We start from the raw sequence: 24,899 nt of genomic DNA, 5'->3' as shown, positions 1-24,899 counted from the left end.
CGGCGGGAAAAGCGCACCGGTTGGTTAATTGAACAAAAAAGTATCAGTTGTGAAAAAAACGCGGCCAATATAGAGCCTTTTACCCTGGGGGGCAATGATTAATTTTGTTTAGAATTGTTTATTACTTCTATATACGAATCAGGGATTTGCTGAAGAAATGGCCGATTATTTTATCAACGCCTTATGACGTGTTGATTAAATAATCGAATTAATAAAAAGACTTATGCCAGCGAGAGATAGCCACGGACCAAAAGCAATGGCGCGAGAAAAGCTTCGCTGCCACAAGATTCTGGAAATTAAGCCAAATAAAAGACCGCCACAACAGGCGATAATAAGCACAATCGGTAAAGGTTCCCAGCCTAGCCATGCCCCTAATGCGGCCAGTAATTTTGCATCTCCCAACCCCAGCGCATCCCGATGGCGCAGTTTTCGATAGCCCAACGCCAGCAATGCCAGGCTGGTATAACCGGCTACAGCTCCCAGCACGGCAGCATCCAGCGAGCCGGGGAGGAGGGCGAAGCCGTGCAGGATCAAACCGATCCACAATAAAGGCAGGCTAAGCGTATCGGGTAATAAATAGTGGCGGATATCAATGATCGACAACGTCAGTAGTGTCCAGCTTAAAAACAACGCCGCTATTAGCAGGGGAGTAAAGGCCAGCAGGCTGAACAGGGCCAGGCTTAATAACGTGGTGATCAGTTCAATTAACGGGTAACCGATGCCAATGGGGTGGTGGCAATGACGACATTTACCGCGTAACAACATCCAGCTTAACAAGGGGATATTGTCGTACCAGGACAGGGTATTTTGACAATGGGGACAATGCGAACGAGGAACAAACAGATCCAGACCCGCGTCCTGATTGAGTAAACGCAGCGGTAATCGATAAACAATAACATTAATAAAGCTGCCAACGCTGAGTCCTGCGATCAATCCGTAACACCATTCCATGTGCTTCTCCTCGCCATATTCGTCTCCACCCTATGCCAGGTGATTAACGAAGGCGAGCGCAACGTAATGCTTACAACAAGTTGCATGTGATTTTCAGATCTGCACCCAACAATATGCAGTGACGCGGGTCACTGCTGTCGCTTAAACATTTGTATCGCTTCCTGCACATTGCTGGTTTCCAGCTGCATTACGCGGGCATTGTCCAGGAAGACGTCATAGTGCCCGGCGTTATAGCGAAACACATAAAGCGCTCCGCGGAAGCGCAACCCTTTTGTTTTTACGCCAATATGATGACGGCGCAGCGCAGCTTGCGAGAGACGGTCGGTATCGGTTTTCACGGCAGCAACCTCCGTGCCTGTGGGTAAGTAAAAGCTAAGTAAATCAGCATAATAGGATTTCCTTAGTTTTCCCTTAAGAACAGTATAGTTAATCTCCTAAACAGTTGTTTTCAGAAACATCACAGCATCATCAATACCGGTTAACCCGGTAAACCGTGGCGATGAATCGCTGTGAACCCCCGACAGCACCTGATTTCTCTCAAGGCAGAAAACAGCGTGATCTGGCTCGTCTTTTTTCTACAGAACTTCAACGTTAATCCGAAAAATGCCCACATCTGCACTCTATTTAATGTTCCGTTAAGTTTTCCATCGTATTTTGGTGTACGCAGAAACAACCCAATGTCTCTAATGCTTTCAAAATGTGAGAATTATTTGCTAAGACCAACATGCTGTACTAGTTGTTTATCTGGTGCGCTTAAAGAGAGATAACCCGCTAAACATAACATTTTCATATCATCATTCTGGCTATGATTTTTACCCTTATTAAGTGAAAGGCATTACACATTAAGGAAGCTAATCCATGTCTTTTCTCCCGTTCTCGCGCCCTTCGCTGGGTGAAGAAGAGTTAGCAGCGGTTAAAGCGGTGTTTGAATCCGGCTGGATTACCACCGGCCCACAATGTGCCGCCCTGGAGCAAGCCTTTTGCCAATTGACTGGCAATCAGCATGCGATCGCCGTCTGTTCCGCCACGGCGGGTATGCACGTTACGCTGATGGGGCTGGGCATTAAGCCTGGCGATGAAGTTATTACCCCCTCACAGACCTGGGTTTCAACCCTCAATATTATCACCTTAATGGGGGCTACCCCGGTGATGATAGATATTGATCGTGACACATTGATGGTCACGCCCGAGCAGGTTGAAGCGGCCATTACGCCACGTACCCGCGCGATTATTCCTGTGCATTACGCGGGTGCCCCGGCGGATATCGATCCGATTCGCGCCCTCGGCGAGCGTCACGGTATCCCGGTCATCGAAGATGCAGCCCATTCGGCTGGTACCCTTTATAAGGGGCGTCACGTCGGGCAGGTCGGTACAGCCATCTTTTCCCTTCATGCCATTAAAAACATAACCTGCGCCGAAGGTGGCGTGGTGGTGACGGATGATGCCGACCTTGCAGATCGTATTCGCAGCCTGAAATTTCATGGTCTGGGTGTTGATGCTTACGATCGTCATACCCACGGTCGCAGGCCGCAGGCTGAAGTGATCATGCCCGGCTTTAAATACAATCTGCCGGATATCAGCGCCGCGATTGCGCTGGTACAGCTGAAAAAACTGGCTGACATCAACACCCGTCGCCGGGCCATCGCTCAGCGTTACCTGACTGAACTGGCTGACACGCCGTTCCTGCCGCTGGCACTGCCCACCTGGTCACATCAGCACGCCTGGCATCTGTTCATTATTCGTGTCGATGAGGCGCGTTGTGGCATCAGCCGTGATGGTTTGATGGAAGCGCTGAAGGCGGTGGATATCGGTACTGGCCTGCATTTCCGTGCCGCTCATACCCACAAATATTATCGCGAACAATATCCGCAATTGTCCTTACCTAATACTGAATGGAACAGCGACCGCATCTGCTCCATTCCGCTGTTCCCTGATATGAATGATGATGATGTTGAGCGGGTCATCAACGCGCTGCGTAAGCTGGCCGGAGTCTGAAATGCTGGAAGAAAAACCGATTCGTAAAGTGTCCGTGGTCATCCCGGTCTACAACGAACAAGAGAGCCTGCCGGAGCTGATCCGTCGTACCCACGCTGCGTGCGACACCATTAATCTGGAGTATGAAATCCTGTTGGTCGACGACGGCAGCAGTGACCGTTCAGGCGAAATGATCGCGGAGGCCGCCGATATGCCAGGCAGCCACGTGGTGGGTGTGTTGCTCAATCGCAACTATGGTCAGCACTCCGCGATTATGGCGGGCTTCAGCCACGTCAGCGGCGATCTGATTATCACCCTGGATGCGGACTTACAGAATCCACCGGAAGAGATCCCGAATCTGGTTGCCGCTGCACTGCAAGGGTACGACGTGGTCGGCACGGTTCGTCAGAATCGTCAGGACAGCTGGTTCCGCCGCCGGGCATCACGCACCATTAACCATTTGATTCAACGTGTTACTGGCAAAGCTATGGGCGATTACGGTTGTATGCTGCGAGCCTATCGCCGTCATATCGTTGATGCCATGCTGAATTGCCACGAACGCAGCACCTTTATTCCTATCCTGGCAAACACCTTTGCCCGCCGCACTATTGAGTTACCGGTTAAACACGCTGAACGCGAATTTGGTGATTCAAAATATAGCTTTATGCGGTTGATTAACCTGATGTACGACCTGGTGACCTGCCTGACCACCACACCGCTGCGTTTGCTGAGTGTGGTTGGCAGCATGATTGCGCTGGCAGGTTTTGCCTTTTCATTAATTTTGATTGTGCTGCGCTTATTCCTCGGCGCAGCCTGGGCGGGCGATGGCGTATTTATGCTGTTTGCCGTGCTGTTTATGTTTGTTGGCGCGCAGTTCGTTGGTATGGGACTGCTCGGCGAATATATCGGCCGCATTTACAACGATGTACGCGCCCGTCCGCGCTACTTCATTCAACGTGTTATCCATCCGCAAAAAGATGTATCTGTACAGGAAATTGAGCAATGAAAACCATCGTCTTCGCCTATCACGATATGGGCTGTGCAGGTATTAATGCCCTGCTGCAAGCTGGCTTTGAGATTAGTGCCATCTTCACTCATCCGGACGCTGCTAATGAGAACCATTTTTTTGGTTCGGTTGCTCGTATCGCCGCAGAACAGGGCATCCCGGTCTATGCGCCGGATGATGTCAATCACCCGTTATGGGTTGATCGCATCAAAGCGATGGCACCGGAAATCATTTTCTCGTTTTACTACCGTAACCTGCTGAACGACGACATCCTCAACAGCGCCCGTCTCGGTGCTTATAACCTGCATGGTTCTCTGCTGCCGAAATACCGTGGCCGCGCACCGCTGAACTGGGTACTGGTCAATGGCGAAACCGAAACCGGTGTGACCCTGCACCGGATGGTGAAACGTGCCGATGCCGGGGATATCGTTGCTCAGGTTCGTGTTCAGATTGACGAGCAGGACAATGTGCTGACGCTGCACCGCAAGCTGGTGCTCAGCGCCACACAACTGCTGGAAAGCGTATTACCCGCGATGAAACGCGGCGAAATCAATGCCCAGCCGCAGGATGACAGTGCAGCCACCGTGGTAGGGCGTCGCACGCCGGAAGATGGACGCATCGACTGGTCACGTCCGGCGCAGGAGATCAATAACCTGATTCGTGCCGTCACCGATCCCTGGCCTGGTGCGTTTGGTTATGCTGGCACAGTGAAATTTATCGTGTGGAAAGGGCGTGTTCACCCTGCCGCTCACGGGGCTAAACCAGGCACCGTATTGTCGGTTGAACCTTTCCTGGTTGCCTGCGGTGAGGGTGCGCTGGAAGTCATCACTGGTCAGAGCGAGAACGGCGTTTACATGAACGGCAGCCAGCTGGCGCAAAGCCTGGGTATGGTGCCGAGCGCGCTGCTCTATTCGAAGCCGGTCGCTGCGGTGAAACGTCGTACCCGCGTGTTGATCCTCGGTGTAAATGGTTTTATCGGGAACCACCTGACCGAGCGTCTGCTGGAAGATGACAACTTTGAAGTTTATGGCCTGGACATCAGCTCTGATGCGATCAGTCGTTTCCTGGGTCACCCCAGCTTCCATTTTGTTGAAGGTGATATCAGCATTCACTCAGAGTGGATTGAGTATCACATCAAAAAATGTGACGTGGTGCTGCCGCTGGTGGCGATTGCTACCCCGATTGAGTACACACGTAATCCGCTGCGCGTCTTCGAACTGGATTTTGAAGAAAACCTGAAAATTATCCGTGATTGCGTGAAATACAAAAAACGCATCATTTTCCCGTCGACCTCAGAAGTGTACGGCATGTGTACCGATCGCCATTTTGATGAAGATAACTCAAATCTGGTGGTGGGACCGATTAACAAACAGCGCTGGATCTACTCTGTTTCCAAACAGCTGCTGGATCGCGTGATCTGGGCCTACGGTGAGAAAGAGGGGCTGCGTTTTACCCTGTTCCGTCCGTTTAACTGGATGGGGCCTCGTCTGGATAACCTCAATGCGGCACGCATCGGTAGCTCGCGCGCCATTACCCAGTTGATTCTTAACCTGGTGGAAGGTTCGCCGATCAAACTGATTGACGGTGGGGCGCAGAAACGTTGCTTTACCGATATCCGTGACGGTGTTGAAGCGTTGTTCCGCATTATCGAGAACAAGCAAAACAACTGTGATGGGCAGATTATCAATATCGGTAACCCGGATAACGAAGCCAGCATCAAAGAACTTGCCGAGCAGTTACTGGCCAGCTTTGAACGTCACCCGTTGCGCAGTCAGTTCCCGCCGTTTGCCGGTTTCCGCGAAGTGGAAAGCAGCAGCTACTACGGTAAAGGTTATCAGGACGTTGAACATCGTAAGCCATCGATTAAAAACGCCCGTCGTCTGCTGGGATGGAAGCCGGAAGTGCAGATGGATATCACCATCGACAACACCCTCGACTTCTTCCTGCGTACCGTAGAGTTGCAGGCTGAGAATTCATGAAAAAAGTAGGTTTGCGCGTTGATGTCGATACGTGGCGCGGTACGCAACAAGGCGTACCGGCGCTGCTGGAACTGTTCAGCCTGCATCAGGTGCAGGCCAGTTTCTTTTTCAGCGTCGGGCCGGACAACATGGGACGCCACTTGTGGCGTCTTATGAAGCCACGCTTTTTATGGAAAATGCTGCGTTCACGCGCAGCATCTTTGTATGGCTGGGACATTTTGCTGGCCGGTACCGCATGGCCGGGGAAGCAAATTGGGCGCGGTCTTGAGGAAATCATCAGCGCGACAGCGGATCATCATGAAGTCGGTCTGCATGCCTGGGACCATTTTGCCTGGCAAACCTGGGCAGGGGGCTGGCCGGAACAGCGTTTAATCGAAGAGATTGCCCGAGGCAAGCAGGCGCTGGAAAGGATAATTGGTGACAACGTCACTTGTTCGGCAGTGGCAGGCTGGCGTGCTGATAGCCGGGTGGTTGAGGCAAAACAACAGTTTGGCTTCCGTTATAACAGCGATTGTCGCGGCACCAGACCTTTCCTGCCACGCCTGAGTGACGGTACGCTGGGCACGGTGCAAATTCCGGTGACGTTACCTACCTGGGATGAGGTGGTGGGTCCGAAAGTCAGTGCCATTGATTTTAACGACTATCTGCTTGATCATCTGCGCGATGCAGGAGATTCAGCGGTTTACACTATCCACGCCGAGGTGGAAGGGATTGTCGGGCATCAGGCGTTTGCGGAATTACTTACCCGGGCGGAAAAGCTGGGCATACAATTCTGTCCGCTCAGTGAATTGCTACCTGATGATTTAAGCACGCTGCCAATTGGCAACATCGTGCGCGGACAAATTCCCGGACGCGAAGGCTGGCTTGGTTGTCAGCAAGAACAATACAGGTAACCACGGATGCGTACTGGCACCAAAACGGCTCTGCTGCTGTTTGTATTTGCACTTTATTACCTTATCCCCATCGAAATCCGCGCCTTGTGGCAACCAGATGAAACCCGTTATGCGGAGATCAGCCGGGAAATGCTGGTCAGCGGTAACTGGGTCACGCCGCACTTTTTTGACCTGCGCTATTTCGAAAAACCGATAGCAGGCTACTGGGTGAATAACCTCGGGCAACTGCTATTTGGTCATACGAATTTTGGCGTGCGTGCAGGCTCCATTATCAGTACCACGCTCTCCGCACTGCTGGTGTTCTGGCTGGGTATCCGGTTATTTGCCAACCGCGCGGTGGCGCTGAGTGCCAGCATCATTTTCCTCACCTCGCTACTGGTTTACGGTGTCGGTACCTATGCGGTACTCGATCCGATCCTGACGCTGTGGTTGGTGGCAGCCATGGCGAGTTACTGGTTGGTGGCGCAGGCCAACGACACCCGGCAGCGGATGGCAGGCTATGTGCTGTTGGGCGTTGCCTGTGCCATGGGGTTTATGACCAAAGGGTTTCTGGCGCTGGCGGTGCCGGTACTGGCGATTTTGCCGTGGGCCATTGCGCAACGTCGTTTTGGCGAACTGTTGCGATTTGGCCCGCTGACCGTGCTGGTCGCGGCGCTGGTCAGTGCCCCCTGGTCACTGGCGATTTATCGCCAGCAAGGTGATTTCTGGCATTACTTTTTCTGGGTTGAACACATCCAGCGCTTCGCCGAGTCCGATGCGCAGCATAAAGCGCCGTTCTGGTATTACCTGCCGGTTTTGCTGGCGGGTTCACTGCCGTGGCTGGGATTGCTGCCGGGTGCGCTTTTACAGGGCTGGCGGCAACGTAGCCAGCAGTCTGGCCTCAGTTATTTGCTGAGCTGGGTGGTGATGCCGTTGCTGTTTTTCAGCATTGCCAAAGGTAAACTGCCAACCTACATACTGTCGTGCTTTGCCCCGCTGGCGCTGCTGATGGCGCACTACGCGCACAGCATGACACCGCAGGTGATCAAAGCACTGAAAGCAAATGCCTGGATCAACATGCTATTTGGTGGCATCGCGGCACTGGCACTGCTGGTGGTGTTGGCCCCCTGGGGCGTTGCGCATCGCCCACCGTTTAGCGTGAGCGAGCATTATAAATTGCTGCTGGGCGTGCTGGCCTTTGGCGGCTGGAGCCTGGCGGGGGCGTTAAGTCGCCGCAACTGGCAACTGGCCGCGCTTTGTCCGCTGGTGCTGGCGCTGATCATTGGTTTTGCCATCCCGGACAAGGTACGTGATTCCAAGCAACCGCAGAGCTTTCTGAATGTGGTCGCAGGGCAACTTGCCGACAGCCGTTATATTCTGGCAAATGGTCCTGGTGTTGCTTCTGCGGTGGCATGGCAAGTGCAGCGCAGCGATATTTTTCTCTACGATCAGCAGGGTGAAGTGGAGTACGGATTGCACTACCCGGACGCACAACAACGTTATGTATCGGCTGAGGCCTTCAGCAACTGGCTGGCTGAGCATCGTCAGCATGGTAACGTCTCACTGGTACTGATGATGTCATCTGTCGATGCCAACCCGGACCCTGGTTTACCGAAACCTGACTTTATCTATCGTCAGGGGCGTCTGGTTTATTACGGATATCATTCATTGCCATGAGCCTGTTATTGATCCTGTTGGTTAGCCTGTTAAGTTGCGTCGCCCAGCTGTGCCAGAAGCAGGCGGCTTATATTGGCAGACGTTATGGCAAGGCGCGTTTACTGATGTGGATTGCGCTCAGCATGCTGCTGCTGGGCGTTGCCATGCTGATCTGGCTGGCGGTGCTGCGCCTGGTTCCGGTTGGGGTGGCCTATCCGATGCTTAGCCTTAACTTTGTGCTGGTCGCCTGCGCCGCCCGTCTGATTTGGCGGGAAACGTTCACCGTTCGCCAGATTTTCGGCACGCTATTGATTGTGGCTGGCGTGGCCCTGATGGGAAGTCATCTATGAAAGGCTATGGACTGGCATTATGCAGTGTTGTGCTGGTGTCGTTGGCACAACTGCTGCTGCGCACCGCAATGCTGCAATTTCCGGCATGGCCGGATATTCTCACCCCGGCACTCTGGCAACATCCGCTGCCGCTGGTATTCCTGTTTATTGGTTTAAGCGCTTATGCACTGTCGATGCTGTGCTGGATAATTTCTTTGCGTCATCTGGCACTGAATCGAGCCTATCCTCTGCTCAGCATCAGTTATGTGCTGGTGTGGCTGGCTGCGATCTCATTGCCGATATTCGGCGAAACCTTCCGCTGGAGTAGTTTGGCTGGCGTTGGATTGATTGTTGCCGGTCTGCTCTGCGTATCCCTGCCAGGCAAAAAATAATCTTCTGGCGGGCATCGCGGGTGTCCGAATTGGATAGATTTTTTGTCTAATTTTATATATTTTGTCATTTCAGGGCCAGGCGTTTGACCTGGCTGCTTCAGCGCACTCATTCCGCAGGAGATGTCCGTGAAATTGACCCCCGACTGGCTTCATCAACTTGAAACGCCTTATTTGTTGATCGACGAAGCGCGTTATCAGCGCAATATTGATCGGCTATATCAGCGTGTCACCCACCTTGGCAGCGTAGTCCGTCCGCATCTGAAAACGCTGCGCTCGGTTGCAGCCGCGGCTTATCTCCTGAAGACCTCTGAGCATCCGGCTACCGTATCTACCCTGGCAGAAGCCGAGGGTTTTGCGGCGGCGGGTTATCGCAATCTGTTGTACGCCGTCGGCATCGCGCCGCATAAATTGCCGCGAGTGGCGCATTTGATGCAGCAGGGAGTGAATATACATATCCTGCTGGATACCTCCGAACAGGCGCAGGCGGTGACGGAATTTGCCCGCCAGCATGGCATCACGTTTTCGGTATTTATTGAAATCGACTGTGATGGTCACCGTGGCGGCATTCCTCCTGAGAGCGATGCATTGTTGCAGATCGCCCAACAGCTGGAAGGTAAGGGGGCGGTGCTACGTGGGCTGCTGGCCCATGCCGGTGAATCTTATAATTGTCGTAGCGAAGACGCGATTCGCGCGGCAGCGCGCAATGAGTGCGACGCCATTCGCCGCGCCGCGCGCCGGGTGCGTGAGACGGGTATTGCCTGTCCGATTCTCAGCGTTGGCGCGACCCCGACCGCCCATTACGCCGAAGAACTTGAGGGGATCAGCGAAGTCCGGGCCGGTGTGTTCACCACCTTTGATTTGGTGATGCATAACGTTGGCGTCTGTCAAAAGCAGGACATTGCGCTGTCGGTAGTGAGCACGGTCATCGGTCACAACAGCGAAAAGAACTGGGTATTCGTTGATGCTGGCTGGATGGCGATGTCGCGTGATCGCGGCACTGCGGCTGGCCCGGTGGATTATGGTTACGGGCTGGTGTGCGATATGCAGGGAACCCCGTTAGATGTCTGCCTTAGTACCACCAATCAGGAACACGGGATCATCGCTTTGCCAGCAGAGGGCAGCCTCGGCGTGCAGGATTTCCCGGTGGGGTCACGCGTACGTATTTTACCAAATCACGCCTGTGCTACCGCCGCTATGCATCAGCAATATCAGGTGCTACAGGCAGAAAATGACCAGCCGCTAAGCTGGTCGCGTATTCTCGGTTGGTGATGGTGTGACGTTGTCACTCAGGCGGCGCATGCTGTGCCGCCCTGACAACATTAATGCTGCTGCCACTCCTGATATTCACCGTTGCGCCGACCCGGTGCGGTTTCCGGCAGTCGCAGCAGGCCGAGCACGGAAATCACCCCAAGCACCGCCACATAAATCGCCAGACCATACCAGTGTCCGTCCGTTACCTGCAGAATCTTCACCGCCACCAGCCCCAGCACGCCGCTGCCGATCAGTGAACCGACCTGCCAGATCACGGCGATGCCGCTACAGCGAATATGGGTGGGAAACAGTTCCGGAAACCAGGAAGCCTGCGGGGCATAACACATGCTGTGACCCAGCGTCAGCGCCACAATCATGGCGATTTGCGTCAGCCAATAGCTGTTTTGCGACAGTGCGAGGAAGAATGGCACGATAGATAACACGATGAGCAATGCACCGATCATATACACCGGTTTGCGTCCTATTTTATCGGACAACGCTCCCATCAGCGGGATCGAGAACACTTCCAGAATCACCGCAACAATCATGCTATTCATCAGGATACCTGCGTCGATCTGGTTGGCTTTGCCCCACGCAAGGATGATGACGGTAAACAGGGCGAAAGCGCAGGCTTCAATCAACTTAGCTGCCACGCCGTTGATCACCAGGCGCGGATTCCCCTGAATCACTTCTTTCAGTGGGCGGGATTCTGCGGCTTTAGTGGCACGAATGGCGGCAAAAACCGGAGATTCATCAATACGCAGGCGAATAAACAACCCAACAATCACCAGCAATGCGCTGAGCAGGAAGGGAACACGCCAACCCCAGGCCATCATCTGATCGTCAGATAACGTGGCGTTAAGGATGGCAAACAGCGCCAAAGGCAGCAAAAAGCCCACCGGTGCGCCAATCTGCACCCAGCTGGCGAAGAAACCCCGACGTGAAGACTGTGAATATTCCGCCGTCATCAACACGGCACCAGCCTGTTCACCACCCACGCCAAATCCCTGTAACAAACGAATCAGAATCAGCAAGACGGGTGCCCAGACACCGATTTTTTCATAGGTCGGCAGCAGCCCGATACAGAAAGTACCCAGACCGACGATCAGAATGGTCGCCACCAGCGCTTTTTTACGTCCAACTTTATCGCCGATATGACCAAATACGATGCCACCAATCGGACGAGCCAAAAAACCTACCGCATAAGTGGCGAAAGCGGCGAGGGTACTGACGAGTGGATCGTGGCTGGGGAAAAAAAGATGGCCAAAAAATAGCACCGCAGCGGTACCGTAAGCGAAGAAATCATAATATTCCGCCGCAGTGCCAATGGCAGATGCCCCGGCAACACGCTTTATGAGTGAGGTGTCTGTTGTCTGAGAAGCCTGGGTCGAAGAAACAGCAGAGGAAGACATAATCAATACCTGCAGGTGTGTTTTTGTCCTACTACCATACAAGAATAGCTATTCAGTCTGATGAGAAAACGATCACATCTTCAGTAAAAAGCGTCAGATGTAAGTGAAGGTTGCGTGATACCGCTCAGTTAAGGCACATTTTGTAGCGGCGCGATTTATCGCGCCGCTACGGTGCATCCCTCCTCAAAAACTCGTATAGTGTTCGTATATATGAACATGCGTACCTATATGGAATTACTATGAGTGAAGTGGTTCGTTCGGCAGCTCGTGTATTAGATCTGCTGGAATTCTTCAGCGAAAGTGGCAAAGAAGCCAATCTGGCGGCTATCTCCCAGACCTTCCATTTACCCAAGAGTAGCGCGTTGGGACTGCTCCGCACTCTGTGCGCCCGCGGTTATCTGGATAAGGATGAACAAGGTATCTACCGTCTCAACGAAACGTTCCGCAGCCATGGTTTCAACTGGGGCGGTGCGCGTTTAACGCAGTTGCTGACGCTGGCAAAACCGGTGATGGCCAGCATGGCCAGCGAGCTGGAAGAGACCGTGACGCTCGGCGTGTTGACGGCTGAGGGGAAAATTCGGCTTGTACATCAGGCACTCACGTCACAAACGATACGTTATGAAATGTCGCTGTCGATGCAGTTGCCCGTGCATTGCACCGCCATGGGCCGTATGTATCTGGCGGTGAAAAGCGCAGAAGAACGACAGGCACTGCTGGCACGCTACCCGGTCGTTCCCTGGACCAAATACACCGTCACCGATGCCCGGCAGCTTGAGTTGCTTATCAATGAAGCTGGCGCGCGCAATTATTCTATCTCCGCTGATGAAGTGGATATTGGTGGTACTGGCGTCTGTACGCCGATTCGTGATGCGCAAGGCGAGCCTGTGGCGATGCTCAATGTTTCCTGCGTCTCAGCGCGTTTCAGCGACAAGAAAACTCGCATTATCAAAGCGGTGCTGGAAGAGGGGAAGAAGCTCACTGACCAACTGAGTGGATAACTTCATCTGACAGATTTTTTGTTGGTTATGATACGAACTTCTTATTTTTGACGTTCAGTTTTGGCGTTTCACACGCCGCCAGATAGCATGATTCACCTTATTTTGCAGCGTAAAATGCTTTTAATTATTAAAAGTGTCGTATTTATCGCTGCATTATTGCGGGTTATCGCGCTATTAACGTTTTATTAACCTCTCCTTCCCTGACTCTGGCTGCCACTTTATCTCCCCGAAATTTTGTGTCAGCGTAATTCATATATGAGAACCAGTGTTCACATATATGAACTTTCATTTTTCCTGTCGTCCTGACCGAGAGCCAGACTATGAGCCAAGACCAGTTCACCCAGGAGTTAAATCATTATCCGCAGGGCCGCGTTGTTGCCCCGAAACGTCGGCAATTGTTTGCCGCGATGATCGGCAACGTGCTGGAATATTACGACTTTATTATTTTTGCCTATATGGCCTCCCTTATCGCCCATAACTTCTATCAGGGAGACGGGGCCACAGGTTTACTGGCGAGTTTTGCCACCTTTGGCGTGGGTTTTCTGGCCCGCCCGCTGGGCGGTGCGGTTATCGGGCGGATTGCTGATAAGTATGGCCGCAGCCTGGCGCTGAAAATCACCATTTATGGTATGGCGCTGGGAACGGTAGGCATTGGTTTGCTGCCCACCTATGAAACTGCCGGGATCCTTGCCCCCATTTTGCTGGTGATTATCCGTTTGATTCAGGGGCTGGCGGCAGGTGGCGAGTGGGGCACGGCGACCACCTTTGTGGTGGAATCCGCGCCAATGGGAAAACGTGGATTTTTCGGTGCGTTAGGCCAGGCGGCTATCGCCTCAGCACAACTGGTCACCAGCCTGGTCGTGGCGGTAGTGACGCTGATTTTCAGTGAACAACAAATGGTGGAATGGGCATGGCGTATTCCGTTTCTGCTGGGCGCGGTATTATTGCCGGTGGGTGCCTATATGCGGCGCAATCTGGAAGAAACCCCCGCTTTCGTGGCGGCGCAAAATAATCCCGCACCCGCTGAAAAAATGCCGACCGCGACCGCCATCCGTCTGATGGCGCAGACCTTCGGTTTTGCCATTATCTGGACCGTTTCCTACTACGTTATGCTGTCGTGGATGCCAACCTTCCTGAATAAGCAGGTCGGCTTTACCCAGACTCAGGCGCTGTTCTCCAACGCGATTGCGCTGGCGATTATGGTTGCCACCATTCCGTTTTTTGGCGCGCTTTCCGATCGCATCGGGCGCAAACCGCTACTGCTGGCCTGCTGTCTGGCGTTCACCGTACTGTCTTACCCGCTTTTTCTCTGGGTGCTGACCAGTAAAACGCTGGCCGTGGTGTTAACGGTGCAGATTATCTTCAACCTGTTTATCGCCGCCTTTTCCGGGGCCGCGCCTGCGGCACTGTGTGAAATATTTCCCACTGCGTCCCGCACCATGCTGCTATCGATTGGTTATAGCCTCTCCACCGCCATCTTTGGTGGCTTTGCACCGTTCATTTCTACCGGGTTGATTGACCTGACGGGCATGGCGATTTCGCCCACTTTCTATCTGATGCTGGCAGGCATTGCCTCGGGTCTGGTGATTATGCGCCTGCGTGAAACGGCCAAAGAAACGCTGCAATAACCTACAGGGGGATGTGATGGATAACAAAATATTGGTTTGGGGAGCCGGAGCCATCGGCGGTACGGTCGGCGCATGGCTGGCCCGTGCAGGTTTTGCGGTGACCTTTGTGGATATCGATGCCGAACATATCAGTCGTATCCGCGATCCACAGCAAGGGTTGCACCTCAGCGGGGTGGAAGATTTCCACGTGGTGGCACCGGCTTTTTTGCCTGGGGAATTGCAGGGGCGCTGGGAGCGGATTTTTCTCGCCGTTAAAGCACACCATACCGTACAGGCAACCACACAGTTGCTGCCATTCCTGGCGGAAGACGGTTATGTCTTGTCGCTACAGAATGGTTTATGCGAACCGATGATCGCGGAGATCGTTGGTGCACACCGCACGGTGGGTGCCTTTATCAACTTTTATGCCGACTGGCAGGCTCCCGGTGAAATCCACTACTCCAACCGTGGTGCCGCGGTGATTGGTGAGCTGGATGGCAGCATGACGCCACGTCTGGCGGCGCTGCATGCCGATTTACGCCACTTTGAACCGGACGTGATTCAGGCCGACAACCTCGATAGCTGGTTATGGGGTAAGCTGGCCTATGGTTCATTGCTGTTTGCACAGGCCACCGGGGAGAAGGGGATTGCCGATTGTCTGGCGCGCGAAGATATTCGCCCGGTATTGACCCGGCTGGCAGGGGAGATTGTGCAGCTGGCCGAGGCAGCACAGATCCCACTGAAAGGTTTTAATGGGTTCGATCCTGCTGCGTTCCGCGCTGGATCCTGTCAGGCGGAAATCGATCGAACCTTCGCGGCGATGGTAGCGTTTAATCGTCCCAACAGCAAAACCCACTCCGGCATCTGGCGTGATTTGGCGGTGCGCAAGCGCGCCACCGAAGTTGAGGGGCAACTCGGGATCGTCAGCAGTCTGGCTGCAAAACGCGGCATTGCCTGTCCCACGGTGGATGCGCTGATCGCCATGATCCATCAGATCGAGGCGGGTGAACGCCCGCTGGCTGATCATAACCTCAACGAGTTATTGCCATGATGCTCTCCTTTAGCGGTAAACGCGTCGTCATCAGCGGCGGCGCGATCGGTTTTGGTCGTGAGATGGCGCAGCAATTTCATTCCCTCGGTGCTGAAGTGCACGTTTGCGATATCCGGGCCGAAGCCATGCACGATTTAGCGGCGTCCGGGATCGCCACCCGCGTTGTCGATCTGCTGGATCGTCAGGCGGCAGCCGCGTGGATCAGCCATATCGGTGCAACAGGTCCGATCGACGTGCTGATTAATAACGCTGGCGGCGTTGCCGGTCAGCAGGGCAAAGCACTGGAACAGGTCAGCGATGCCGACTGGGACCGGGTGATAGACATCAACCTGAGCGCCGCATTTGTGCTGAGCCGGGCCGTTGCCCCATTGATGAAACAAGCCGGGCAGGGACGCATTATCAACATCAGCTCCGGTGCGGCGCTCAAAGCGTCACTCACCGGTGTGCAGGCGTACTGTGCTGCCAAACATGCGGTGCTGGGTCTCACCCGTCAGCTGGCACATGAGCTGGGGCCGCACGGTATCCAGGTGAACGCCATCGCCCCAGGGTTTGTTTTTACTAATGAAGCCACGCAGCAGCAATGGGACAACTTTGGTGCACAGCGTCAACAGCAGGTGTTAAACAGCATCGCGTTGCGCCGACTGGGCACGGTACAGGATATTGCCCATGTCGCGCTGTTTCTGGCGTCGGACCTGGCGTCATTTATTAACGGACAAATCATTTCAGTTGATGGTGGGAGTTAAACAGATGCAAGAGCAGCAGCCCTGGCAGTGGCCGGATCACGTCTGGCAGCAGAAGGTTAATCACGTGCGCGCAGGTAAAGCGCTTAAACCCTCGCATTGGCCCAACGGTGCGAGTTTTGCTGTGGCGCTGTCGTTCGACAGCGACCATGAATCCAATGAACTGCGGGACGGTGGCAACTCATTCGGACGCATGAGCTGGGGACAATTTGGTACCCGCGTGGGTATTCCACGCATTGAGGCACTGCTGAGTCAATATCAGGTGCCAGCCAGTTTTTATGTACCCGCCGTCTGCGCGCTGCTCTACCCGGAAGAACAAACGCGTCTGAGTGCCCAGGGGCATGAAATCGGCCTGCATGGCTGGATCCATGAGCTGAACTCGGTACTGTCTTATGAAGATGAACGCACGCTGATGCTTAAGTCTGCTGATACGCTGGAGAAAGTGCTCGGGCAGCGCCCGGTGGGTATGCGTACGCCGTCCTGGGATTTCAGCCCGCACACGCTGCGTATCGCTAAAGAGATGGGGTTAATGTATGACTCCTCACTGATGGCCGATGAACATTGCTATGAACTGCTGCTGGAGGGTGAACCGACGGGAGTCGTCGAGTTGCCGGTGGAGTGGATTCGCGACGATGCAGTTTATTTTATGATGAACCGTTTTCAGGCGCACCGTCCTTACACGCCACCGGAAGCGGTGTTTGATATCTTCCGGCGTGAGCTGGAGTATGCCCACCAGGAAGGCGGCCTGTTCCAGCTGACGATGCACCCCCACATCATTTCACCACGCTCCCGCGTGTGGATTCTGGAAGAGATCATCCGGTTGGGGAAATCCTGCAATGCGTGGTTTGCTACCCATGCGGATATTGTGCGCTGGGTAAAAGAGCACGCCTGAACACGCGCGATAAATCGCGCCGCTACCCAATATCGCACCAGGTTGTAGCGGCGCAATTTATTGCGCTAATTGTTTAACGACGCTCCATAAATGACGGCAGAGCAGGGACCGGCAGCACCGAAAGAACTTTCAGGCGTTGCAAGGTACGTACCTGCGCCCGTTCGAGATGGTCGCGCAGACAAGCCGCGGCCAGCTCCCAATTACCCTTCAGCAACATTTCGTACACCAGGCTGTGTTCTTCCAGCATCGCGGTTTCCACCGGTATGGCGAGCAAATCATAAAAGATACGGGTGACGATAAAGGGGGATTGATTCTGTCGCAGAATCTGCATCATCAGCTTATTGCCTGCCGGTTCGAGGCAGCGCACGTGCAGATCTTCCTCCAGCAACTCCAGCTCGGCGGCTGTCAATTGTTTCCCTTTGAATTTCTGCGCTTTTTCCAGCGATGCCGTCAACCAATCTACGCCAAGATGACGGCCCGCTTTGCGCAACGCGGTGGCCTCAAGGCTGGCGCGAATTTCAAAGTGGTCGGCAATTTCACGCGCGGTCAGCGGGCCGGTCAACCATTGGGAATAGGGTTCTTTTTCCACCAGACCTTTGTCGCGCAGACGCATCAGACTTTCACGTATCACCGCGCGGCTGATGTTGTAATGCTGTGCCGCTTGCTGTTCATCCACCTGATAACAACCAAACACCATGGCGGTGGAAAGCACCACCTGGAGGTTCTCCAGCACTTTTTCCCCGGTACTGCGGGTATCCACCAGCGCTTCCTGTTCATCCAGCCCCAGTAATTCGCGCGTCAGGGCGATGCGCAGCGGTTCGACTTCCTGCGCTTCCTTCGCCACGATAAAGCCACGGCCTTCGAAACGGGCAATCAGCCCCTCATCATGTAACAAACTCAGCGCACGGCGAACCGGCACACGACTGGTGCCAAACAGCTGCGCCAGCGGGCCTTCCAGCAACACCAGCCCCTGCGGCACGCGTTTTTGCCTCAGCACGTTATATAAAAGCTGGCGAATAACTTCATAGCGTGCAGAAGCGGTTTCTTCTGTCGCTGCCGGAGGGGTTTTTGTCCGCATTGTCATGTCATCGGTCCTGTTTTCATCGCGCTACATTATCACATCCTGACGTGCTGCAAAGCCGCGACCGGTGAGGCACAATCCTGGTGCACGTCGCACAATAATGGATCATAACTACAAATGTACATTTTTAGCGTTGCAGCGCGAAAAGCGCATCGCCACAATATTACGGATGAGATAAATTACTTAACCCATTGATTAATTTATATTAATAGTTGGCTGACATCCCGGGAGACAAACCTTTCAAAAATCCTGGCATTGCTATTGCAAACGATAAATGGATATTTTTTTAAATGTACATTTATGGAGTTGCAGATATGGCCAAAGAAATCCTTTGCGCATTTGGTGTGGACGTTGATGCCGTTGCTGGCTGGCTCGGTTCTTACGGCGGAGAAGATTCGCCGGATGATATTTCACGCGGATTGTTTGCCGGTGAAGTCGGCGCACCACGGTTGCTGAAGATGTTTGCCGAGCAAAACCTGCGCACGACCTGGTTTATTCCGGGGCATTCCATTGAAACCTTCCCGCAACAGATGCAAGCGGTGGTGGATGCCGGGCACGAAATCGGTATTCACGGTTACAGCCATGAAAACCCCATCGCCATGACGCCAGCGCAGGAAGAAGCGGTGCTGGATCGCAGCATCGAACTGGTCACCAAACTGGCAGGAAAACGTCCCACTGGTTACGTTGCGCCCTGGTGGGAGTTCAGCAATGTCACCAACGAGTTACTGCTGAAGAAAGGGATCAAATATGATCACAGCCTGATGCATAACGATTTCCATCCTTACTACGTCCGCGTCGGTGATAGCTGGACCAAAATCGATTACAGCCAGCATCCCGATGCGTGGATGAAGCCGCTGGAGCGCGGGGCGGAAACCGATCTGGTAGAGATCCCTGCCAACTGGTATCTCGACGATCTGCCGCCAATGATGTTCATCAAAAAATCACCCAACAGCCACGGCTTCGTCAATCCACGCCATCTGGAAGAGATGTGGCGTGACCAGTTTGACTGGGTCTACCGCGAAAACGACTACGCGGTCTTTACCATGACCATCCATCCCGATGTATCAGGTCGCCCGCAGGTGTTGCTGATGCTGGAGCGTCTGATTCAGTACATCCGCAGCCATGAAGGCGTGCGTTTCGTGACTTTTGACGAAATCGCCGATGACTTTAAACAGCGCCAACCGCGCTAACCCCGGAGCGCATTAATGCGCTCCCTACAAGAACCCCGTAGGGTCGCCATTTATGGTGACCTGCCCCTGACAGAGTGATAGCGCTATGAGCATCTTTAAAAAAATCTCCGTAAATGGCTGGCAGCCGCAGCAGTTGACCATCAGGGATGTAAAATTTGCCACCTGGATTGCTTTTTTTGCCTGGGTTTTTGCTGTTTATGATTTCATCCTGTTTGGCACGCTGCTGCCGGAAATCGGTGGTCATTTTGGCTGGAGCGAGGTTGAGCAGGCGGAAATTGCCACCTGGGTCGCCGTTGGCGGAGCGGTGATCGCCCTGGCGATTGGTCCGCTGGTGGATCGCCTCGGTCGCCGCATGGGCATTGTCATCACCGTAGGCGGTGCGGCGCTGTGCTCGCTGCTGACGGCAGTGGGCGGTGCCTGGGGTAAAGGCGCGCTGACCGCGATTCGCTCTGTCGCCGGATTGGGTTATGCCGAGCAAACCGTCAACGCCACCTATTTGTCTGAGCTGTATACCGCGCTGGACGATCCAAAACTCAATAAACGTAAAGGCTTCGTATACAGCCTGGTACAGGGCGGCTGGCCGGTCGGTGCGCTGGTGGCTTCAGCCCTGACCGCGATTCTGATGCCCGTCATCGGCTGGCAGGGCAGCTTTATCTTTGCCGCGCTGCCGTCGCTGGTGATTGCCCTGCTGGCGCTGAAGCTGAAAGAAACCCCGCAATTCCAGGTACAGAAAAAGATTCAGCAGTTGCGCGCCGCAGGTCACGATAGCGATGCGCGCCAGGTCGCCGCGGATTATCAGGTGTCTTATGAAGAACAACATAGCGCAGGCATGGCGGCGGCATTCCGTGGCCCTTCGCTGCGTGCCACCCTGGTGCTGGGCGGTGCAGTACTGATCAACTGGTTTGCCATTCAGATTTTCAGCGTGCTGGGGACTACCGTTATCACCAAAACCCACGACGTCTCTTTTAACAGCTCGTTGCTGATTCTGATTCTGTCCAATCTGGTGGGTTACTGCGGCTATCTGGTACATGGCTGGCTCGGTGACCGCTTTGGTCGTCGCAACACCATCGCCGTGGGCTGGATGCTGGGCGGTGTCTCCTTTGCCGCCATGCTGTATTGCCCGGACAATTTCGCCACTATCGTCGCCCTCTACAGCATCGGTCTGTTTTTCCTGATCGGTCCTTACGCTGCGGCGCTGTTCTTTATCAGTGAAAGCTTTCCGACTGCCATTCGCGCCACCGCCGGGGCATTGATTGGGGCGATGGGACCGGTCGGCGCGATTATTGCTGGCGTTGGTACCACCAGCGTTCTGAGCAGCGGCGGCCACTGGCAGGATGCTGCACTGTGGTTCGGTGCCGTTCCGTGCTTTATCTCCGGCATCATCATGTTCTTTGCGCGGGCTAACGCGCATCAGCGCGCGGGCGTAAGCGCCGCTGTCACTTCAGTTTAAGGAATAACCATGCAGGATTCTGTTTCAACTCAACCGGTCGCCGCGATAAGCGGCGCCGCCAGCGGTATCGGCCTGGCGCTGGCAACGCTGTATGCACAACGCGGGGTGCGGGTGATCGCCGGTTATTATCCCGCCGATCCGCACGATCCGGCCGCTGCGGCGGCACAGGTGGAAGCCTCCGGTGGTGATGCCATCTGGCTGCCGCTGGACGTCGCCACAACGGATTCGGTGGATGCTTTTATCGCGCAGGGGGTAATGCATTTTGGTCGCCTCGATTATATGGTGGCGAATGCGGGCATTTTACGCCGCGCGCCGATTGAAGAGATGAGCGACGCCCGCTGGGACGACATGCTTAATGTTGACCTGACCGGGGTGATGCGCTGTTTCCGCGCCGCCACACCTCATTTGCGTGCCGGTGCCAGCCTGGTGGCGGTTTCTTCCATCGCCGGTGGTGTTTATGGCTGGCAGGATCATGCCCACTATGCCGCGGCGAAAGCCGCAGTGCCGGGTATCTGCCGATCGCTGGCAGTGGAACTGGCTGCGCGCGGTGTACGCTGCAACGCCATCATTCCAGGGTTGATTGAAACGCCTCAGTCGCTGGATAAGCAGAATTCCCTTGGCCCGGCAGGGCTGGCGAAAGCTGCCGGTGCCATCCCACTGGGACGCGTAGGTCGCCCGGAAGAAATCGCTAAAGTGATCGCGTTTCTGACCAGCGAGGAAAGCAGCTATCTCACCGGGCAAAGCCTGATTGTTGATGGTGGCCTGACCGTGCGCTGGCCGGACTAAGGAGTCGCGATGCAACTGCAAAATAAACGTTGTGTGATTACCGGGGCCGCCAGCGGCATTGGCGCAGCCATTGCTGAGCTGTTTGCGCGCGAAGGTGCGCGGCTGGTACTGACCGATCGCGACGGCGACAAACTCGCGTTGCGGGTGGCGCACTGCCAGCAACTCGGTGCTGAGTGTCATGGCGTGGTGGCGGATGTTGGTGAAATCGCCGGTGCCACCGCAGGTGTGGATGCTTGTATTGCCCGCTTTGACGGCATCGATGTGCTGGTTAATAACGCCGGTATGCTGACCCAGGCGCGTTGCACCGGGATCACCCTGGCAATGTGGGAAGAGATGATGGCTGTCGATCTGCGCAGCGTCTTTTTAGCCACGCAGCGCGCGCTGCCGGCAATGCTGGCCCAGCGCTGGGGACGGGTGATCAATATCGCTTCGCAGCTGGGTATTAAAGGTGGCGCTGAATTGTGCCACTACGCTGCGGCGAAAGCGGGCGTTATCGGTTTTACCAAATCTCTGGCGCTGGAGGTTTCCGCCGATAACGTGCTGGTCAACGCTATCGCGCCCGGCCCGATTGAAACGCCGTTAATTGAGGGTATCAACCAGGCGTGGAAACAGGCAAAAGCGGCGGAGCTGCCGCTGGGACGGTTTGGCCGGGCGGAAGAGGTGGCACCCGTGGCGCTGCTGCTAGCGAGTGAGCCGGGCGGCAATTTGTTTGTCGGCCAGACGCTGGGACCGAATTCCGGCGATGTGATGCCGTAACGGAGGCGATGATGTGTGGAGTCTGCGGTCTGCTTGATAACGGGCCGCAGTGGAGCGATCCACTGCGACAGGATCTACCCGCCCGCCAGCTACGCCTGCAACAACTGGCGCTGCTTAATCGTGCGCTTAAACCATGGCGGTTATCCCTGACTGAGTTTCATAACAGCTGGCTGCTGGCCAGTCAGACCGGCCAGCAAACGCTGGTCAACTCGCTGGATGTGTTATGGAAAGAAGCAGAAAAGATGATACGGCGCCCCATCGATCCACTTGATGAAAACTGGCTGGCGGCGCTGGAGGGCTGATGCAATACGAAGAGAAGTTATCCCTGCATGTCCTGAGCGGTTTTCTCGGCAGTGGCAAAACCACGCTGCTGAAAGGCTGGCTGGCACAGCAGGATTTGAATGATATTGCGCTGCTGGTGAATGAGTTTGGCGAAGTGGGCATTGATCACCATTTGCTGAATGAAGTCGCGCCCGATACGGTGCTGCTGCCGAGTGGCTGCGTTTGCTGCCAGATTCGCGGTGAACTCAAAACCGCGCTGCTCGATCTTTATGAACGTCGCGCACGCGGGCAACTCCCACCGTTCAAACAGGTGATTCTGGAAACCACCGGGTTGGCCGATCCCTCACCGATACTGTCAACGCTGCAGCATGATCGCCAGCTGCAACACCATTTTACCCAGGGAGTGCTGGTCACGCTGGTGGATGCGGAACACGCAACCCAGCAGGCTGACACCCAACCCGAGTGGCTGGCACAAGTCAGCGCGGCAGATAAGTTGTTGCTGAGTAAAGGTGACAGGGTAACAGATGCGGTGCGTGCTGAGAGGCTGGCCTGGCTGCGTCAGCTTAACCCGCTAGCCCAACTGAGTGATACCGAACAGGCACTGCGCGATGCGCAAAGCCTGTTTAGTCAGACAGTGACCAGCGGGTCACGGCAGCAACGCTTCCGCTGGCTGGGTGCCTGCGCCAGTGACGGTGTCACGTTAACCCCTGCTGCGCACAACACTTCACATCCGGTTACGCAAACCTGCGTGATCACTCTGCATCAAACGATAAACTGGCCTGCGTTTGCTATCTGGCTATCAATGCTATTACATTGCCATGGCCGCACGGTGCTCCGCATGAAGGGCATTTTACGTGTGAGCGACAGCAGCGCGCCTGTGGTGATTCATGGCGTGCAGCATACGCTGCATCCGCCGGTACATCTGGCCGACTGGCCTGGTGAGCTGGAGAGTTCAAAACTGGTATTTATTTTGCGTGGGCTGGGGGCCGATCGTCTGCAACAGGCGTTCAGTCGCACCCTGCGGGCGTTTGAGGAGCCATAACGGTATGAATTCTGCGGCAGTGGTCAATGACCAGCTGACCTTACGCGTGCTCGGAACTTCCGTCACGTTGCTGGAGATGCTGCGCGTGCGCGCGGAACAGGATCTCGGCATCAAAATCGAATATATGTTGCGCAGCGTGGAAGATGCGCAACGTATCGCCGTGATGCATCCCGAAAGTTACGATCTCTACGATCAATGGTTCCACAATATTGATTTCGTCTGGCCGGCGCGTGCCATTCAGCCGCTGGAGATAAAGCGCCTGACCTACTGGGACGAAGTGAATGCACTGGCCAAAACCGGCACGCTGCATAGCGATGGCTCGCTGGCAGATGGCAGCGTACCGTCGCAACGTTTGTATGTGCAGCGTGATTTGCACCTTGGCAGCCAGCCGAGCGACCGCATCAGTATGCTGCCCCTGACACACAACGCCGATAGCTTTGCTTATCACGTCGATCGGCTGCCCGCCGCGCTGCGTGAAGAGGAGGAGAGCTGGAGCTGGCTGCTGCATCCGGCACTCACTGGCCAGGTGGCGTTGCAGGAAGATGCGGCAATGGGCGGGCTGGATGCCGCACTGGCAATGCAGGGAGCTGGTCTGGCGCGTTTCGCCAACACCGGCAATCTGACGCTGGAAGAAATTGATGTGCTCACCCAGGAGCTGACGCGTCTGAATCGCCACGGTCATTTTGCGGCGTTCTGGTCCAGTCAGGAGCAGGCGTGCGATTTAATTGAAAACCGTCAGGTGGAAGTACAAAGCCTGTGGGCACCCATCTACTTCCGTCATCATTTCCATCAGCGTGGCTATAAAATGGCGCATCCACGCGAAGGTTATCGTGCCTGGTATGGCGGCATGTCGCTGTCACGTTGCGCCACCGGCAGAATCAAAGATGCTGCTTACGCCTACCTCAACTGGTGGCAATCCGGTTGGCCGGGTGCGGTGATGGCACGTCAGGGATATTACATCTCCAATCCGCAGCGCAGTCAGGCGCATCTTTCCGCCGCCGAGTGGGATTTCTGGTATGGCGGCAAACCCGCCGCAGAAATGCTGTATGACGCCTGGGGCGCTCCGCTGATTCCGCAGGGAGAAAGCCGCGATGGCGGCAGTTATGAACAGCGGATGAGCCATATCGCCGTGTGGAACTCGGTGATGGATGAGCATAATTATCTGACGCGGCGCTGGCAGGATTTTTTGCGTTCGTAAAGAA

At 54.8% G+C, this 24,899-nt stretch carries 24 protein-coding genes; 20 read left to right on the top strand and 4 right to left on the bottom strand.

Annotated elements, in window-relative coordinates:
* Positions 1-195: 195 nt before the first annotated feature.
* Together CUN67_RS22525 and CUN67_RS22520 are read right to left on the bottom strand one after the other, a co-directional pair.
* Positions 196-951, bottom strand: a complete 756-nt coding sequence (locus CUN67_RS22525) for a prepilin peptidase (protein WP_208717684.1) — start codon at positions 949-951, stop codon at positions 196-198.
* Positions 952-1,079: 128 nt separating this feature from the next.
* A complete protein-coding gene (locus tag CUN67_RS22520; protein ID WP_208717683.1) occupies positions 1,080-1,289 on the bottom strand; it encodes a hypothetical protein in 210 nt (69 codons plus the stop codon).
* A gap of 520 nt (positions 1,290-1,809) precedes the next feature.
* Here CUN67_RS22520 and arnB point away from each other — a divergent pair.
* The 8 genes from arnB to CUN67_RS22480 all read left to right on the top strand — a co-directional run bounded on the left by arnB (position 1,810) and on the right by CUN67_RS22480 (position 10,428).
* Positions 1,810-2,946, top strand: coding sequence for a UDP-4-amino-4-deoxy-L-arabinose aminotransferase (gene arnB, locus CUN67_RS22515; protein WP_208717682.1), 1,137 nt, complete (start codon positions 1,810-1,812; stop codon positions 2,944-2,946).
* A 1-nt stretch (position 2,947) separates the two neighbouring features.
* The gene (arnC, locus tag CUN67_RS22510) at positions 2,948-3,931 is read left to right on the top strand and encodes an undecaprenyl-phosphate 4-deoxy-4-formamido-L-arabinose transferase (RefSeq protein WP_208717681.1); all 984 of its coding nucleotides are present in this window, start codon (positions 2,948-2,950) and stop codon (positions 3,929-3,931) included.
* Entirely contained in the window at positions 3,928-5,910 is a 1,983-nt protein-coding gene (arnA, locus tag CUN67_RS22505; protein WP_208717680.1) for a bifunctional UDP-4-amino-4-deoxy-L-arabinose formyltransferase/UDP-glucuronic acid oxidase ArnA, read from the top strand. The genes arnC and arnA overlap by 4 nt, the downstream gene beginning before the upstream one ends.
* Entirely contained in the window at positions 5,907-6,803 is an 897-nt protein-coding gene (gene arnD, locus CUN67_RS22500; RefSeq protein ID WP_208717679.1) for a 4-deoxy-4-formamido-L-arabinose-phosphoundecaprenol deformylase, read from the top strand. Before arnA ends, arnD begins: the two co-directional genes overlap by 4 nt.
* 6 nt (positions 6,804-6,809) lie before the next feature.
* Complete coding sequence (gene arnT, locus CUN67_RS22495) at positions 6,810-8,459, top strand: lipid IV(A) 4-amino-4-deoxy-L-arabinosyltransferase (RefSeq protein WP_208717678.1); 1,650 nt, start codon at positions 6,810-6,812, stop codon at positions 8,457-8,459.
* Positions 8,456-8,788 carry a 4-amino-4-deoxy-L-arabinose-phosphoundecaprenol flippase subunit ArnE gene (gene arnE / locus CUN67_RS22490; RefSeq protein WP_208717677.1) on the top strand — a complete coding sequence of 111 codons (333 nt, stop codon included), beginning with the start codon at positions 8,456-8,458 and terminating at the stop codon, positions 8,786-8,788. Before arnT ends, arnE begins: the two co-directional genes overlap by 4 nt.
* On the top strand, positions 8,785-9,159 hold the full coding sequence (arnF, locus tag CUN67_RS22485) for a 4-amino-4-deoxy-L-arabinose-phosphoundecaprenol flippase subunit ArnF (RefSeq protein WP_208717676.1): 375 nt from the start codon (positions 8,785-8,787) through the stop codon (positions 9,157-9,159). Before arnE ends, arnF begins: the two co-directional genes overlap by 4 nt.
* 126 nt (positions 9,160-9,285) lie before the next feature.
* A complete protein-coding gene (locus CUN67_RS22480; protein ID WP_254711416.1) occupies positions 9,286-10,428 on the top strand; it encodes a DSD1 family PLP-dependent enzyme in 1,143 nt (380 codons plus the stop codon).
* 50 nt (positions 10,429-10,478) lie between these two features.
* Here the strand turns inward: CUN67_RS22480 and CUN67_RS22475 are convergent, their stop codons facing one another.
* Entirely contained in the window at positions 10,479-11,822 is a 1,344-nt protein-coding gene (locus CUN67_RS22475) for an MFS transporter (RefSeq protein WP_208717674.1), read from the bottom strand.
* Between the two features lie 239 nt (positions 11,823-12,061).
* On the opposite strand from CUN67_RS22475, the gene CUN67_RS22470 reads away from it, so the two are divergent.
* From CUN67_RS22470 to CUN67_RS22450, 5 genes are all read left to right on the top strand, one after another.
* Positions 12,062-12,820 carry an IclR family transcriptional regulator gene (locus tag CUN67_RS22470; RefSeq protein ID WP_208717673.1) on the top strand — a complete coding sequence of 253 codons (759 nt, stop codon included), beginning with the start codon at positions 12,062-12,064 and terminating at the stop codon, positions 12,818-12,820.
* Between the two features lie 320 nt (positions 12,821-13,140).
* Entirely contained in the window at positions 13,141-14,448 is a 1,308-nt protein-coding gene (locus CUN67_RS22465; RefSeq protein WP_208717672.1) for an MFS transporter, read from the top strand.
* A gap of 16 nt (positions 14,449-14,464) precedes the next feature.
* The gene (locus tag CUN67_RS22460; RefSeq protein WP_208717671.1) at positions 14,465-15,478 is read left to right on the top strand and encodes a ketopantoate reductase family protein; all 1,014 of its coding nucleotides are present in this window, start codon (positions 14,465-14,467) and stop codon (positions 15,476-15,478) included.
* Complete coding sequence (locus tag CUN67_RS22455) at positions 15,475-16,221, top strand: SDR family NAD(P)-dependent oxidoreductase (protein WP_208717670.1); 747 nt, start codon at positions 15,475-15,477, stop codon at positions 16,219-16,221. Before CUN67_RS22460 ends, CUN67_RS22455 begins: the two co-directional genes overlap by 4 nt.
* A gap of 4 nt (positions 16,222-16,225) precedes the next feature.
* A complete protein-coding gene (locus tag CUN67_RS22450) occupies positions 16,226-17,110 on the top strand; it encodes a polysaccharide deacetylase family protein (RefSeq protein ID WP_208717669.1) in 885 nt (294 codons plus the stop codon).
* A 73-nt stretch (positions 17,111-17,183) separates the two neighbouring features.
* Here CUN67_RS22450 and CUN67_RS22445 read toward each other — a convergent pair whose 3' ends face one another.
* Positions 17,184-18,194 (bottom strand): GntR family transcriptional regulator, encoded by a 1,011-nt coding sequence (locus CUN67_RS22445; RefSeq protein ID WP_208717668.1) that lies wholly within the window; start codon positions 18,192-18,194, stop codon positions 17,184-17,186.
* 311 nt (positions 18,195-18,505) lie between these two features.
* Between CUN67_RS22445 and CUN67_RS22440 the strand changes: the two genes are divergently transcribed.
* The 7 genes from CUN67_RS22440 (at position 18,506) to CUN67_RS22410 (ending at position 24,895) form a co-directional block, all read left to right on the top strand.
* Complete coding sequence (locus CUN67_RS22440) at positions 18,506-19,381, top strand: polysaccharide deacetylase family protein (RefSeq protein WP_208717667.1); 876 nt, start codon at positions 18,506-18,508, stop codon at positions 19,379-19,381.
* Positions 19,382-19,466: 85 nt separating this feature from the next.
* Positions 19,467-20,831, top strand: a complete 1,365-nt coding sequence (locus tag CUN67_RS22435; RefSeq protein WP_208717666.1) for an MFS transporter — start codon at positions 19,467-19,469, stop codon at positions 20,829-20,831.
* Positions 20,832-20,840: 9 nt separating this feature from the next.
* A complete protein-coding gene (locus tag CUN67_RS22430; protein ID WP_208717665.1) occupies positions 20,841-21,617 on the top strand; it encodes an SDR family NAD(P)-dependent oxidoreductase in 777 nt (258 codons plus the stop codon).
* A gap of 9 nt (positions 21,618-21,626) precedes the next feature.
* Complete coding sequence (locus tag CUN67_RS22425; protein WP_208717664.1) at positions 21,627-22,373, top strand: SDR family NAD(P)-dependent oxidoreductase; 747 nt, start codon at positions 21,627-21,629, stop codon at positions 22,371-22,373.
* A gap of 11 nt (positions 22,374-22,384) precedes the next feature.
* Positions 22,385-22,675 (top strand): hypothetical protein, encoded by a 291-nt coding sequence (locus CUN67_RS22420; RefSeq protein WP_208717858.1) that lies wholly within the window; start codon positions 22,385-22,387, stop codon positions 22,673-22,675.
* Positions 22,675-23,697 carry a CobW family GTP-binding protein gene (locus CUN67_RS22415; protein WP_208717663.1) on the top strand — a complete coding sequence of 341 codons (1,023 nt, stop codon included), beginning with the start codon at positions 22,675-22,677 and terminating at the stop codon, positions 23,695-23,697. The genes CUN67_RS22420 and CUN67_RS22415 overlap by 1 nt, the downstream gene beginning before the upstream one ends.
* A gap of 4 nt (positions 23,698-23,701) precedes the next feature.
* Positions 23,702-24,895 carry an ABC transporter substrate-binding protein gene (locus CUN67_RS22410; protein ID WP_208717662.1) on the top strand — a complete coding sequence of 398 codons (1,194 nt, stop codon included), beginning with the start codon at positions 23,702-23,704 and terminating at the stop codon, positions 24,893-24,895.
* Positions 24,896-24,899 lie beyond the last annotated feature (4 nt).

The sequence above is a fragment of the Pantoea cypripedii genome (genome assembly GCF_011395035.1).
Classification (GTDB): Bacteria; Pseudomonadota; Gammaproteobacteria; order Enterobacterales; family Enterobacteriaceae; genus Pantoea; species Pantoea cypripedii_A.
This window is presented reverse-complemented; position numbering and strand designations above follow the sequence as displayed.